Source organism: Microcoleus sp. A006_D1, from assembly GCF_036702805.1.
In the GTDB taxonomy this organism is placed as follows: Bacteria; Cyanobacteriota; Cyanobacteriia; order Cyanobacteriales; family Microcoleaceae; genus Microcoleus.
The window spans coordinates 282,613-296,658 of the sequence record NZ_JAUBVZ010000003.1; the positions used below are offsets into that span (position 1 = coordinate 282,613).

At 46.0% G+C, this 14,046-nt stretch carries 14 protein-coding genes; 7 read left to right on the forward strand and 7 right to left on the reverse strand.

Features of this window, described 5'->3' with window-relative positions; all coding sequences use genetic code 11:
- Positions 1 to 241: 241 nt before the first annotated feature.
- Positions 242 to 3,010: a cation-translocating P-type ATPase gene (locus tag QUB68_RS06810; protein WP_332990612.1), complete on the reverse strand. Its 2,769-nt coding sequence runs from the start codon at positions 3,008 to 3,010 to the stop codon at positions 242 to 244.
- A 199-nt stretch (positions 3,011 to 3,209) separates the two neighbouring features.
- Between QUB68_RS06810 and QUB68_RS06815 the strand changes: the two genes are divergently transcribed.
- Together QUB68_RS06815 and QUB68_RS06820 are read left to right on the forward strand one after the other, a co-directional pair.
- Complete coding sequence (locus QUB68_RS06815) at positions 3,210 to 3,419, forward strand: hypothetical protein (RefSeq protein WP_332990614.1); 210 nt, start codon at positions 3,210 to 3,212, stop codon at positions 3,417 to 3,419.
- A gap of 31 nt (positions 3,420 to 3,450) precedes the next feature.
- A complete protein-coding gene (locus QUB68_RS06820; protein ID WP_332990616.1) occupies positions 3,451 to 4,473 on the forward strand; it encodes a cysteine peptidase family C39 domain-containing protein in 1,023 nt (340 codons plus the stop codon).
- 1 nt (position 4,474) lies between these two features.
- Here QUB68_RS06820 and QUB68_RS06825 read toward each other — a convergent pair whose 3' ends face one another.
- The 3 genes from QUB68_RS06825 to QUB68_RS06835 all read right to left on the reverse strand — a co-directional run bounded on the left by QUB68_RS06825 (position 4,475) and on the right by QUB68_RS06835 (position 6,396).
- The gene (locus QUB68_RS06825; protein WP_332990617.1) at positions 4,475 to 4,870 is read right to left on the reverse strand and encodes an ACP S-malonyltransferase; all 396 of its coding nucleotides are present in this window, start codon (positions 4,868 to 4,870) and stop codon (positions 4,475 to 4,477) included.
- Positions 4,867 to 5,241 (reverse strand): DUF433 domain-containing protein, encoded by a 375-nt coding sequence (locus tag QUB68_RS06830; protein ID WP_332990619.1) that lies wholly within the window; start codon positions 5,239 to 5,241, stop codon positions 4,867 to 4,869. Before QUB68_RS06830 ends, QUB68_RS06825 begins: the two co-directional genes overlap by 4 nt.
- Positions 5,242 to 5,361: 120 nt before the next feature.
- Positions 5,362 to 6,396, reverse strand: a complete 1,035-nt coding sequence (locus QUB68_RS06835) for an isochorismatase (protein WP_332990620.1) — start codon at positions 6,394 to 6,396, stop codon at positions 5,362 to 5,364.
- Between the two features lie 123 nt (positions 6,397 to 6,519).
- On the opposite strand from QUB68_RS06835, the gene QUB68_RS06840 reads away from it, so the two are divergent.
- Together QUB68_RS06840 and QUB68_RS06845 are read left to right on the forward strand one after the other, a co-directional pair.
- On the forward strand, positions 6,520 to 7,251 hold the full coding sequence (locus QUB68_RS06840) for a TVP38/TMEM64 family protein (RefSeq protein ID WP_332990621.1): 732 nt from the start codon (positions 6,520 to 6,522) through the stop codon (positions 7,249 to 7,251).
- 16 nt (positions 7,252 to 7,267) lie between these two features.
- Complete coding sequence (locus tag QUB68_RS06845; RefSeq protein ID WP_332990623.1) at positions 7,268 to 8,803, forward strand: mercuric reductase; 1,536 nt, start codon at positions 7,268 to 7,270, stop codon at positions 8,801 to 8,803.
- 211 nt (positions 8,804 to 9,014) lie between these two features.
- Here the strand turns inward: QUB68_RS06845 and QUB68_RS06850 are convergent, their stop codons facing one another.
- The 3 genes from QUB68_RS06850 to QUB68_RS06860 form a co-directional block, all read right to left on the reverse strand.
- Positions 9,015 to 9,701 (reverse strand): Uma2 family endonuclease, encoded by a 687-nt coding sequence (locus QUB68_RS06850; RefSeq protein ID WP_332990624.1) that lies wholly within the window; start codon positions 9,699 to 9,701, stop codon positions 9,015 to 9,017.
- On the reverse strand, positions 9,685 to 10,533 hold the full coding sequence (locus tag QUB68_RS06855; RefSeq protein ID WP_332990626.1) for a phosphatase domain-containing protein: 849 nt from the start codon (positions 10,531 to 10,533) through the stop codon (positions 9,685 to 9,687). Before QUB68_RS06855 ends, QUB68_RS06850 begins: the two co-directional genes overlap by 17 nt.
- 170 nt (positions 10,534 to 10,703) lie before the next feature.
- Positions 10,704 to 11,789 (reverse strand): T4 RnlA family RNA ligase, encoded by a 1,086-nt coding sequence (locus QUB68_RS06860; RefSeq protein ID WP_332990628.1) that lies wholly within the window; start codon positions 11,787 to 11,789, stop codon positions 10,704 to 10,706.
- Positions 11,790 to 12,245: 456 nt separating this feature from the next.
- On the opposite strand from QUB68_RS06860, the gene QUB68_RS06865 reads away from it, so the two are divergent.
- From QUB68_RS06865 to QUB68_RS06875, 3 genes are all read left to right on the forward strand, one after another.
- Entirely contained in the window at positions 12,246 to 13,295 is a 1,050-nt protein-coding gene (locus QUB68_RS06865; RefSeq protein ID WP_332990630.1) for a hypothetical protein, read from the forward strand.
- Between the two features lie 66 nt (positions 13,296 to 13,361).
- Entirely contained in the window at positions 13,362 to 13,598 is a 237-nt protein-coding gene (locus tag QUB68_RS06870; protein WP_332990631.1) for a type II toxin-antitoxin system Phd/YefM family antitoxin, read from the forward strand.
- The gene (locus QUB68_RS06875) at positions 13,595 to 14,032 is read left to right on the forward strand and encodes a type II toxin-antitoxin system VapC family toxin (protein WP_332990634.1); all 438 of its coding nucleotides are present in this window, start codon (positions 13,595 to 13,597) and stop codon (positions 14,030 to 14,032) included. Before QUB68_RS06870 ends, QUB68_RS06875 begins: the two co-directional genes overlap by 4 nt.
- Positions 14,033 to 14,046: the final 14 nt, after the last annotated feature.

Sequence of the window (14,046 nt, forward strand, 5' to 3'; positions counted from 1 at the left end):
GCTCCCAGCAAAACACTCAAAATTCACAATTGTCAAGTATTCAATTGTCGGTAAGTAGAAGAAAGTTCGGCAGCGGATTTTGTAGCGGATGTAACGGATGTAGCGGATCTAGCGGATGTAAGGAAGAAGTAAGAAGGAAGTACGACCATAATCAGATTGGTTCGATCGTTCGGAATGCGAGTCCCCATTCAAGAAGGGCTCTTCGTCCTCACTACGAACCTTTGATGAATGCCGAATTCTATTAGTTAGGCGGATCGAAGCGGTTGACAGAAAGCGCAACGCCGATCATCGGTAGCGCGACGCCGAAACAAATCAGCCACTGATCGAGGTTCATCGGAGCCGTCCCGAATATGCGATTGATAAACGGAGAGTTAGCAAAGACAATCTGCAACAGCATGGCGATCGCAATTCCCACACCGAGGGCGGGAGCACCGCTAACTTCTTGCTTAGAACCGCTAAATTTGGCCATCAAAGAAGGTAGCAACTGGCTGAGACTTAACAGGTAAAAAATTCTCGCCATTACCAAAGCTTGAATCGCCATTGTCCGGGCGAGCGGCAAAGTTCCCCAATCTGCTTGGCGCACCCATTCAAACATTCCGAAAATCACAGTCCAGTTATACAGAGAAATAGCCAAGATCCGTTTGATCCGACTTTCAGTCAGGAAAGGTTCGTCAACCGGGCGTGGCTGCTGTTGCATCACTCCGGGAGACTTTGGCTCGAAAGCGAGCGGCACAGTCATGGTGATTGAGTTGAGCATATTCAGCCAGAGGATTTGCAGCGACAAAATCGGCAATTCTCGGCCCAGGAGAGTGCTGAGCAAAATGGTCATCGATTCTCCGCCGTTGACTGGCAGAATGAAGCTGATGGATTTAAGCAGGTTTTTGTAGACCGATCGCCCTTCTTCCACCGCAGCCTCGATCGACGCAAAGTTATCATCGGTCAAAATCATGTCGGCGGCTTCCTTAGAAACCTCCGTACCGCTACCCATCGCAATCCCGATATCCGCTTGTTTGAGGGCGGGCGCATCGTTAACGCCGTCTCCCGTCATCGCCACAATTTCGCCTTTGTGTTGCAAAGCTTCTACGAGGCGGAGTTTTTGTTCTGGGGCGACGCGGGCAAAAACTGAGCCGGCTTCTACGGCTTCGGCGAGGGCGTTTTTGTCCATTTCGGCGAGTTGCGCGCCGGTATATGCTACAAGTTCTCTGTTATGTTTAGTTTTGCGGAATCCCATGCGACGGGCGATCGCCTTGGCCGTAGCGATGTGGTCGCCGGTGATCATTTTAACTTGGATGCCGGCGGTTTGACAGGCTTGGACGGCGGCGATCGCAGAGGCGCGCGGCGGGTCGATCATGCCTTGCAGTCCCAAGAAAATTAGGCCTGATTCTACGTCTGAGTGAGCAACAGAGTTCTGTTCATCGGGGACGATTTTTTTAGCCAAAGCCAAGACGCGCAAGCCTTGATCGGCCATTGCATCGACTTGGTGATGAATTTGCTCGCGATCGACTTCTACCGGATTTCCTTGAGTGTCGAGACTGGAACCGCAGCGGACGAGAATTGATTCAACAGAACCTTTGACATACAAAATTTTGCCGCTCGTCGGAGTTCGGTGCAACGTCGCCATGTATTGAAACTGAGATTCAAAGGGAATTGAATCGAGGCGCGGCATGGACTTTTCTAAGACTTGCTGGCTAAGTTCTGCTTTTTTGCCCGCAGCAATTAAAGCTCCTTCCGTCGGATCTCCGACGACAATCCAATTATCGTCTTTGAATTCGAGGTGAGAGTCGTTGCAAATCAATCCGGCTTGTAAACATTCTTGCAAAGTTGGAGCTTGACTGACTGTAATTGGCAGTTGGTTGAGCTGAAGTTCGCCTTCTGGGTTGTATCCCGTACCTGTAACTGAGTAGGATTCGCCGCCGGAATAGATTTCTTGCACCGTCATCTGATTTTCCGTCAAAGTTCCGGTTTTGTCGGAACAGATGACTGTAGCGCCACCTAGGGTTTCTACTGCGGGCAGTTTGCGGACGATCGCGTGTTTGGCCGCCATTCGCGAAACCCCGACGGCGAGGGTGACGGTGATGACGGCGGGAAGTCCTTCGGGAATTGCCCCGACAATTAGGGCGACTGCGGGTTCGACTGCTTCTTTAAAGGCTGAAACTCCGGCTGGAACTGGTCGCCCTAAACGCACTGCAAAGGTCAAGCTTGCCATCGTTAGCACGAAGAGCAGCCAGTTTTGACTGAATTGGTTAAATTTGCGGGTGAGGGGCGTGGTGAGGTCGATGTGGCGATCGAGCAATTGGGAGATTTTGCCGGTTTCGGTGTTATTGGCGATCGCAATTACGATACCGCTACCTTGGCCGAAGGTAACAAAACTGCCCGCATAGGCCATGTTATCGCGTTCTGCGAGTGGCGTTTCTGCTGGCAAAACCAAGTCTCCCGCCTGTCCGAGTTGTTTTTCGACAGCAACGGATTCGCCCGTAAGTCCCGATTCATCAATTTGCAAGTCGCGCACTTTAACTAAGCGCAAGTCAGCGGGTACTTTGTCGCCGGAAGTCAGAGTTACTAAGTCGCCGACAACGAGTTCTTTTGAGGGAACTCTTAATTTTTTGCCACCCCGAATGACTGTGGCTTCGGTGGTGACAGCTTGGGCTAGGGCTTCAATTTTTTTCTCAGCCCCCGCTTCTTGGATAAAACTAATAGTAGCGTTGGTGGTGGTTACGCCCCAAATTACGCTGGCGTTGAGCCATTCTCCAATCAGTGCTTTGATTAAACCTGCACTCAGCAAGATAATCAGCAAAGGTTGGTTAAATTGCAGGATGAATTTTAACCAAGCTGGTTTCCCTGCTTTGACTGTTAGTTCGTTGGGGCCGAATTTCTGTTGGCGGCTGGCGGCTTCTGTCGGATCGAGGCCGCTTTCCAGGTTGGTGTCTAATCTAGTTGCAACCTTTGATCTTTCTAAGTAGTGCCAATATTGCTCTGCTACGTCTACATCGTTGGCGGCTGTTGCTGGCATGATTTTTCCTTAAATTTTTGCTGTCGGGCGAGCTTTTATGGCTCATTAATCGGCGCGCTTAATACAATTCCTCCCTCGTTGGAGCGTGAATATATTGAGCGACTATGAGGTTTGTTGATTGCTTTAACGGGCTGTGACTTCGATCGATCTTACAACAGATGTGTCTGTCTTTTGCAATAGGTTTGGGAAATTCTTTTTGATGCTAAATCTTGTTTGGGATTTGTCCGAACCGGTAAAAAAAGTTACTCAACTCCTTGACATTTGGCAAGTTTTAGGTTTTGTTGAAGTCAAGCGTGAAGAGGGAAGAAGGCTAAAGAAAAATGCTCCCACTCCCCCACTCCCCCACTCTCCGACTCTCGGACTCTCCCACTCTTCGAGTCCCCCACGGACGATCGCGATCGCGTGTTAAAACTTAGGTTAAGCAACAAAATTTTGAATTCATGGAAATAGTGGTAACTCTGCTGCTGGGTTCGGCGCTGTTTGTCTGGGGAATGCGGTTGGGAAGGGTGTTAGTGCGATCGGGAGTGACCGCTAACGATCTGTTTAAGGGCCGAAACTCGATCGCCCTGCTGTTTTTAGGTTTTTACGTTGGCTTGCTGCTGCTGGCGTTAAATCTGCCTCAAATCCCAGCTTTGCCGATCGAGTGGCGCTTTCACGGAATGCAAGTAACTTGGACTTTGCTCAGGGTGATGCTGATGGGAGTCTGCGGAATTGGGTTTAGTATAAGTTGGTTGACGGCGCGATCGCAAGTAGTTGCAGTAATTTTAATTGGCTTGCTAGGATTGGGCGGATTTACCGGGGCTGAAGCTTATTTTCTGGCGCCAATTTACGCAGATTTAGTGGATAATTTGCAGCCAAACGGTGTATTTCGGCAAACTTCTAACAGCAGTTGTGCACCGGCAGCCTTAGCAACAGTTTTGAAGCGTTGGGGAATGGATGCGACGGAATCAAGTGTAGCGCGTTTGGCGGGTACGAGTCGTTTGGGAACTTCGATGCCGCAGTTAATTGTAGCAGCGAGGGCTTTGGGTGTGAACGCAATAGAATTGAGGCCGACTTGGGAGCAAATGCAGCAAATCAATCGCCCCGGAGTGCTGTCAATTTCGCTGGCTACTGGGGCTATCAAACGGCCGCACGCGGTGGCTTTGCTGGCGATAAATGACAGTGTAGCTATTATTGGCGATCCGGCGCTGGGGAAGATTTTTTATTTAGACAGGGCAACTTTAGCTCGGCTGTGGCTGAAGGAATACGTGCCGATTTTTCTAGCGACTGATATTTTGTTAAGTGACAAGCAAGCTGTTAATTATTTGACTAAATTAGGATATAATTCTGGAAATTTAGCAGCAGACATCGAGCGCTTTCAAGCTGATAAAGAAATGAAAGTCAGCGGCAAATTAGATAGGATGACTGAATTAATGTTGAGCGGCCCTTTTTTGGAGGGCGTACCGAGATTGGACGGGAAATAGATCAAGGAATGAAAATCCTTCTTGCACCCATGTAGTTGCCAGTATAAAGCGCAATCTCAACAAGACGATCGACGCACTGTTCTCGATAACTTGAGTCATTTAACACTCGATCGGCATTACCAATTGTCGCAACTGGTAATGAGTTCGGAGTGTTTTCCTCACGCATGACTTGCTCCAATGAGTCTTCATCTTTCATGCTTCGATTAGCTGTGGGTAAAATCATTTGATTTTCCTGAGCTAGTCTCCAAACGACTCTATCACTGCTATCAATTGATAATCCCACCTCCTCAAACATGACAAAGCGAATTTGAACAAAATCAAGCCAGCCTTGGCTGGCAATACTGCCAAGAAGGATTCGTGCGTGTCCTTTGAAGTTATGATCTACTAAAAAAATCATGAGTGGATTTGGTGACGAGCCTTCGATGCTTGAAGTTTTTCCCAGGCGGCTTCCAACCCTGGTGGTGGTGGCAGAGTGGCAATGCGGGCAAAGAGCTCGCGATTTTCCTCTTGGTAATATTGTCGAAGTTCCTCAGTTTCCTTGAGAACAACTTGGTATTCTGCGTCAACTTCGGCCCAATGTGTATCTATGTAGGAGAGGGCTGCATTAATTTGCTCCTCTGTCAAATCAAACAGGGAACGAATAAATTTAGCGGGATACTGGGCGATTACGTAATCCATCACGTCATAGAGAGTGATGCGCGTACCTGCGATCGTCAACCCACGCTCTGTACGGATAATAGCCGATGGCTCATTGGATACTGAAGTCATAGTTAAAGCCTGTTGTTAACTTATCTTTATTGTACCTCACAAAGAAGCTAACAACGCATTTGGTGTAAGGTGTGCATTGCGAACCCAAGGGATTTTGTGTGAGGTACTCTTCGGCACACCCTACGAATTAGAAATATCTAGCCAAGTATCAATTGGCTGAGTAGATTTAACCACATTCATCCCCGCCTGCGCGAATCTTTGAAAAGCCGCATCTGCTTGTTCCGTAAAATCAACAACACCCGGAACAACCACCGGCGAAGTGCAATCTTCCAACAAATAAACCTTCCTAGCCAACTTAGAATCCCGCGCCACAATTTCAGTTAACAAATCATCAATCGTCCAAGCAACGCAATGACTCTTCGCTTGTCCCGCAATAATTACGGCATCGAAATCAAGCAACTTATCAATAAACGCAGCATTCTTTTCAGCAATAGCAAACCCGTCCGGCCCGTCTAAGACTTCCGGCCGCAAAACCGAATAGTTTTCAGTTAAAGGATTGCCGCCTTTAATCTCAAAAAGTGCTTGGCTGTTGCGGGCGATGCTGTGGAAAAATATCGCTTCTTCCACGGCGGAAACCAGGGCGTGTCCGATGCCACCCAGCATCGAGTGATAGGGCCAAATTGTCAAGGGAAATTTGCCGTTATCGCTGAGTTTCTGCACGTAGTGAAGGCAGTGTTTTTGTAGTGCCGCATAATTCCCGCCCGCGATGCTATCGGCGACGGCTGGGTTGACCTTCCAAAATCCTTGCTGCACATCTTCCAGAGTAATTAATGTAGCGGCGGGAATAGGGTTTTCGCCTGCATCATTGATCCAAAAGATTGGATGAAAAATTTGCATGGCGGTGTGCGTATCCATTGTCGGCGCAATCGTGGTAATTGCGTTTAAGTTGCGGTAGATGAATTCGCACAGCCGCAGATTATCATCGACAGCGCCGCTACCAGAATGCCCGCCAACAAACAGTTCAAATTCTGGCAAACAAAAGGTATTTTGAGCATCGATTATCAGCAAAAAAATCCGATTTTTGTCGCTACTTGCGGGCTGGATGCTGTGTTGCTTTGCCCAGTTTGTAGCTTCAGCGGCGCGTTCTCCGTAGGGGACTCGCCAGACTTCGCTGATTTTCTTGGCGTCGAAACAATCGGGGATTGGGAGTTGCATTTTTGGTGTCAGGGCTGATTGAGTCTGGCGGATAATGGTAATTAGTAATTGGGTGCTGACTTGGAAGTACCTCTCTTGTTTGAAAACTGTTATATAATGTTGGTGTCTATTTACGGGTGAATCATGGCACAAGAACCAAATCAAAATTTTACGATGGAGATTTTTAAACGCAGATTGTTGTTTTTGTCGATCGCGCTTTCGATCCCTCTCTTAATTCTAGCAACTAAGTCTCCCTACGTTCAAGAGCTGTTAAGAACGGTTTTAATGCAAATCGAGGACTTAGGCGTTTGGGGCCCAGTCGCCTTCATCGTTACTTACAACTTAGCTACGATACTATTTATACCTGGTTCGGTGTTGACGCTGGGAGGTGGGGTGCTTTTTGGCTGGTGGTGGGGCTCCATCTACGTGTTTGTCGCCGCAACTTTAGGGGCTACATTTGCTTTTCTGATCGGGCGATACCTGTCGCGCGATCGCGTGATAAAATATATGGAAGCTCACCCCAAGTTTAAAGCGCTCGATAGCGCAGTTTCTAAAGAAGGATTAAAAATAGTTTTTTTGACTCGTCTCTGTCCTTTACTTCCTTTCAATTTATTGAATTATGCTTTAGGAATTACTCAGGTTTCTTTGAAAGATTATGTATTGGGTTCCTTCGGGATGATACCGGGAACTCTGATGTACGTTTACTCTGGTTCTTTGGTAGGAGATATTGCGACAATTGGCTCAGCAACATCCTCTACAAATCCCCAAGCAGAAGCAATCAAATGGTTGATTAATATCATCAGTTTTGCGGCTGCTGTCGCTGTCACAGTCTATATAACTCGGATTGCTCGCAAGGCTTTGGATGAAACTGTTTAATTAGGAGAATTTGCTCGTGTCGCAGTCAAAAGTTGATCGCATAATAGTTCATCCGATGGACGAATACAACCAAAAATTAGTCTCCTATTTAGGGCCGCCAGATTGGGTAAATCCCCAGCCTGCTAGCAGTTACAACTTAGTCGTAATTGGCGCGGGGCCAGCCGGATTAATTGTGGCTGCGGGCGCGGCTGGTTTGGGTGCAAAAGTTGCTTTGATTGAAAAACATTTGATGGGCGGCGACTGTTTGAATGTCGGTTGTGTACCGTCAAAAGCGATGATTCGATCTGCCCGCGCTGTCGGCGATATCTGGAATGCCAGTAAATTTGGCGTTAATGTTCCGAACAATCCCGAAGTAGATTTTGCCGCAGTCATGGAACGGATGCGCCGGATTAGGGCGGGTATCAGTGATGTTGATTCAGTCGATCGCTACCAGCACAAATTAGGAGTCGATGTTTTCTTAGGTTACGGCTCTTTTACTAGCAATCATACCATAGAAGTCGCAGGTCAAACTCTTAAATTTAAGAAAGCAGTAATTGCCACAGGTGGAAGGGCGCGAAAACCGCAAATTCCCGGCTTGCAGGAAGCTGGATATCTGACAAATGAAACTGTATTTAACCTGACAGAAAGACCGCAACGTTTGGCAGTAATTGGCGCCGGGCCGATCGGCTGCGAATTAGCTCAAGTCTTTCGGCGCTTGGGTTCAGAAGTCGTATTGCTACACAAAAATGCTCAAATTTTGGACAAGGAAGATGTCGATGCTGCTACAATTGTGCAGCAGGCTTTTGTACGAGAAGGAATTAAACTAATACTTGAAGCCCAAATAGAGCGCGTTGAGAAAACAAATTTAGGTAAAATCATTTATTATCAATCTCAAGGTAAGGAAGCATCAATAACAGTAGATGAAATTATCGCGAGTGCGGGGCGATCGCCCAACGTGGAAGGATTGAATCTGGAAGCTGTCGGCGTTGAATACGACACACAAAAAGGCATATTTGTCAATGACAACTTACAAACTACTAATCCCCGTATTTATGCCGCCGGCGATATTTGCATGAGTCACAAATTTACTCACGCTGCTGATTTCGCCGCCCGGATGGTGATTCAAAACACCCTGTTTTTCGGGCGCAAAAAGCTCAGCGCTTTGACGATACCTTGGTGTACCTATACAGATCCGGAGGTGGCGCACGTCGGAATGGGCGATCGCGAATTTCAAGCCCAAGGAATCGATATCGATACATTTTTAATTCCTTTCAGTCAAGTCGATCGGGCAGTTATTGACGGCGAAGAAGAAGGATTCGTAAAAATTCACGTCAAGAAAGGCAGCGACAAAATATTAGGTGCAACGATTGTAGCGCGACACGCTGGGGATATGATAAGCGAGATTACTTTGGCAATGGTTAACAATATTGGTTTAGGAAAGATTGCGAGTACAATTCACCCCTATCCGACGCAAGCCGAAGCAATTCGCAAAGCTGGGGATGCGTACAATCGCACTCGTTTGACGCCGTTTGTGAAAAATTTGTTCAATCGCTGGCTGGCTTGGACGCGGTAGAAATGCCATGATAATTTACACACAAATTCAATATAATCTTGTGGGATGGGCTTTGAGCATCGTCCCATAAAGCCGATCCCCCCTTAGCTTGCCCCCTACTCCCCCTTGAAAAAAGGGGGGGACAAGAAGTTCTTCAAAGTCCCCCTTCTTAAGGGGGATTTAGGGGGATCTCCGGGCCAGAAAAATAAATTATTAACTGAACCATATTGATTTATGTTTCTGTTTCTGTTTCAAACCCTACACCTTCATACAAAAGTGCGATCGGCAAATCAAACCCAATACTTGATAAAGTGATAATCTCCCCAGCAGTGTAAGAATAGTATAGCCACATTCTGCCCTCTCCTCGACAGTAACGCTCAACGAAAATCTTTTCTGCGTCAATCAAGATATACTCTTGCAAAGTCGGAATTTTTAGGTAACAAGTGAATTTTTCATCCCGATCTTTAGCACTTGTACTGGGAGAAAGAACTTCCACAATGATTTTAGGATTCTGAATGAATTTGCGGGAATCCATGTCTTGAGGGTCGCAACTGACTATCACATCAGGGTAGTAGTAACGGCTTTGAAAACTGACTTGCAATTTCACATCTGATACGTTGATTCGACAGCCTCTGGAACGCAGATGCGGGTACAAGTTCCTGTAAAAGTTGAGCGCAAGATCGTTATGAGGAATTGTACTGCCTGTCATGGCAAAAACTTCGCCGTTGACATATTCGTAGCGAATGTCTTGTTGCGCTTCCCATTCGAGATATTCCTCGAAGGTCATTGTTGGGGGAATAGCTATCATAGTAAAATTTTGATTCAATGTTACTTGGATTATAGCATCACGGCCAAGGCGATCGTCGGAATTTGCGATCGCCCTGTCCAACATCCATCCTCCGTCAAAAATCCCCTTCATCTACTTGAAATACAGTCAATCCCAAGCTTCTCCACATATCAACAACTTGCTGGCGATCGTCCAATACAAACTTAACATTATATTGCCCTGCAATCTGCTGCCGATAGATTTCCTCTTTCATAATCGCATCCTTCCTCATATCTCCGGTTTTCCGCATATAAAGACCAGCATAATTCACCTCGTACTGCTGTAACCATTTTTCTGTTTGAGGCTGACAGTCATCGGTTCTCCCCGATACTACAATGATATTGGCGCTGGGCTGCCATTTGCGGATGGTATCTAAGACGGGCTGATTCGGTAAATCGCGATCGCACATCGAAGCATCAAAAGGATTTCTACCGTTGAGAAGCGCCAACGTGCCGTCCATATCCACAATAATTGCATCCGGCAAATCCGGGTTGTATTCCGGCGGCGCAACCGGAACCCGCACATACTTATTGTACATCTTCATTATCACATCTTTGCCCACCGAATTTAGCCTTTTCAAATCCCGTTTAATACACTCCTCCACCGGAACTTGCAAGAAAGAATCATTAACTTCAACGATAGCTTTACCTTTCACCAACTCCTTGATATGCTCGATATGAGAGCCGAAATTAGTATCATCAACAATCACGTGCTTGCCGCTTTCCAAAGCCATCAAAATAATCGTATCTCTCAACTGCACAATAAACTTTTCATTCGCAGGCGACCAATGGGAAGCATGAGCCATTTCCCTGAGCAAATCTTTATTGCTGCGAACCCACTTCGCAGGTTCAGATAGCAGCAATTCCTTCGCAAATTGAGACTTTCCAGAAGCAGGTAAACCGACAAGAACAATAACTCTTTTCATGGTAATTGGTAATTGGGCATAGGGCATAGGGCATCGGGCATCGGTTAGTCGTTATTGTTTATTGGTAGAGCATCACTAATAACAAATAACAAATGACAAATGACAAATAACTACTCACACTCGATAATTCATCCGTTCAATCCGTTACAAAATCCGTTGCCGAACTTCTTTTACAAACCTAAATGAACGTAATCCAAACCCAATAACTCCTCTATCTTATTGATCGTAACATCGCGGAGAGCTTCTTTCACTCCCGCAACTCTGCGGGCCCGCAAAGAAAACAAAATCCCCGAATATGGCAAATGTTTCACAGCCAAAGCAAAATCTTTCTGCACTTCGATATGTTCATGCTGTCGGTAAACATCCTCAATTTCTGCAACCAAACATTGATATTTGTCCTTAACTTTTTGATACAACTCCGTCCACTCGGGAAAATAAGCTAAAAACTCTTCTCCTTCATTCGTCAAAACAATTTCTATCATGCGGCGAGTCGAAAACCCTTCCCGCAGATGAGAAATAGCGACATATTGCGGAGACTTTACTTTAACTCGGTTGAAGTTAGCATCGCAGATAATATACCCTTCGGAATTCATCGGATCTAAATGTTGAGCCGCTTCGATAACTTCTTTCCAGCTAGTTAAAGGATAGGATGCAACCAATTCCCAGCCGTATTTATTTGCCCAAATACTGGGCTCGCTTTCTAACAGCGTTTGAGTGTTGCGAACCCCGTGCAGCACGATTTGATTGTTTTTTGGCTGAACAACTATTCTATTGTAAGGTGTCATCAACTCAAACATAAAACACTCGTCGGTTGCTTCCGGCAATTGATATCCCAACTCTTGCCAGACTTTCCAAAAAAGTTCGGCAAAGCTGAATCCAAAGCCATTAACTTCGCCCGCTGCGTCGGGAGTGCCGCTAGATTGCACTCTCCATTTTCCTTGGTAAAAATACAGTACAGTCAGAGAACCGTCTAGTTTTTCGTAGACTTTGGCGTGACTCCAATCAATTGCAGCGGCGTGCCCTTCCCCGTAGTTAAAAAATTTGTCGTAGGGATAAGAAACAATCTGCCAGTCTTGAGACGCATCTAAAATAATGCCCCGGCACTGCTGGACTATTTTTTCGCCCAGGGGAGATTCTATCTGCGAGTATTTCAGACAGACTACATCGGGATATTGGCGGTGGCGGGTAACTTTTATCTGATAATTTTCGCACAAAGTTTCCAATCCGTGCTGGCGTAAATACTCTTGCAGTTCCACGTTCAACTCCTAAATTGCTCGCCTTCTCTATCTTATCGGTAACTGCATATTTTTTGGGCGTCTTTGTTGAGAAAATTTAAACGTTTTATTTCCTGAGTGCCTGTTGTGACTTTTGGATTGGGGAATTGTGTTATAAATTAGGCTCAGCGGTTCCGGGTAAAACTGGACTGTTTCGACATTGAGGAGAAAAACTCTGTATAGTGTAGGTATTTAAAACGGACGGGAAGCAGATGTAATTAAGATTGTAAATTCTGCGATTCAAGCTGGAAAACGTTAATACAATTTGCGATTTTTGATTGGGGATTTTTTACTCGTTCAATCAATCAAAAGTGTCCGAAGCGAGGCAGAGCAAGAGTGATATGGGTTCCCAGGCTCAGAGAAAGGAACCAGTTAAAAGTCCCCTTTCCAAAGCTGGGGGAAGCAAGACAGAATGGTTGTGATGTCTATAGGGAAATTATGATGAGGGGAAGATGGCTATTTGGGGCGATTTTTGCTGGTGTGGTGACTGCTTTGGCGATCCTCTTCGTTGGCGTAGCCCCCGTAGGGGCGGGCTTCGCTAAGGCACTTTTGACACCCAACTCAGTCTTAGCAAGGACAGAAGCGCCGGTTACAGAAATTCGCTGGTTTAATTATACTTCTAAAGATAACTGGCAATCCCTACAATTTATTGTACCCGATCGCCATACTGCAAAATCTGCCGACAGCCGTAAGTTGCGGCTATACGATGTTCATATTGCCAAGATGTTTGAGATTTCTCGTTTTTTGTGCGATCGCGATCGCACTTCTGCCGGTTACAATTGGTCTTATGAAGCGGAAAATGGCAATATTGAGATGGGACGCTTCAAAATTAGCTGCAATCTCGCCCGCGAAATCGCCACAGCATACGGGTTAGGCAAACCGGAAATTACAGTCATTCGCCGCAACTTCGATCTTAAAAACGGCCGCCCTTCTGTTGCTGTAGAAAAATCTTCAATTCCTACTCTGAATATCGCTAAAAATAGAGTTGTGCAGTGGAGAGATTTTGTACAAAAGTTTCCCCCAATCCCCGATAAGTCAGGTGCAAACCAAGCTAACAGTCGTTTTCCTGCGAGTAACATCTTTCGGCAAATCAAAGGCAAAACGCGAGTGCCTGTTTTTCTGCCAAATATACTTCCCTTATCTGACATTCAGGAACTTGATTTTGATGTGCAAGCGGGTTCCCACGGTTACATTGTTGGAATGTATTTAGGCAAAGGATGCCGCGCGGGAGCCTGTTATTTTGGCACAATCGAAGCTAAAAAAAATGAACCGTTTTCGCCTCCTTCGCAATTGCCGAGGGATAGTTACAGAAGCATTGAATTGGCGGGCGGAATCAGGGGGATTTATTTCAATAATTGCGGTGCTTACTGCACTGCTTTTGTTGAGTGGCAAAGGCTGGGGGTGCTGTACCGAGTCACAAAGAAAAACGGACGGCAGTCAGAAGTTGTTGCGATCGTAAATTCTGCACTTCAAGCAGGACAACGTTAATACTATTTTCGTTTTTTGATTCCAGTTGATGTACAATTTAATTGTACCTAAAAAACTAATAATAAGATGCCTGCGATTAGCGTTGAAGAAGCCAAGCAGAATCTGCAAGATATCTTGGAAAAGGTGGCAAAAGGAGAAGAAGTGACAATCGTACAGGAAGGTAAAGTAGTAGCTCGCGTAGTCCCGCCCCTATCCAAGGAGCAGCGGTTAGCTAGGCGTAAAGCATTCCGAAACTCCATTAATGTCAAGGGCGAACCCCTGAGCGCAACAGTCATTAGGCTAAGGGAGGAAGCACGGTATTGATTTATATAGATACCAGCGTTCTTGTCCCCTTCTATTTACCAGAAGCTCTCAGCGATGCTGTGGATGAATTACTGAGGATTCAAGACAGACCTGCACTAAGTCAATTAGTTGAGGTGGAACTGTTTTCAGCAGTTGCCCGCAAATTGCGAATGAGGGAAATTTCTCCAGAAGAGGCAAGACAAATAGCGCTCGATTTTCAAACTGACTTGGATGAAGATTTTTATACTCGCATCCCCTTAGAGCCAATTCATTACAATTTAGCTCGCGATTGGATTAGTAGTTTTGAAGTACCGTTGCGTACCTTAGATGCACTGCATTTAGCAGTAGCAAGTTCTAATCAGTTGCTTTTGGTGACTGGCGATGAGGCTCTTGCTCGCAGTGCTCGGACTTTAGGAATTGAAGTTCAGTTATTAATTGCCGTAGCTGAGGGCTAAAAGTTCGATGCCAT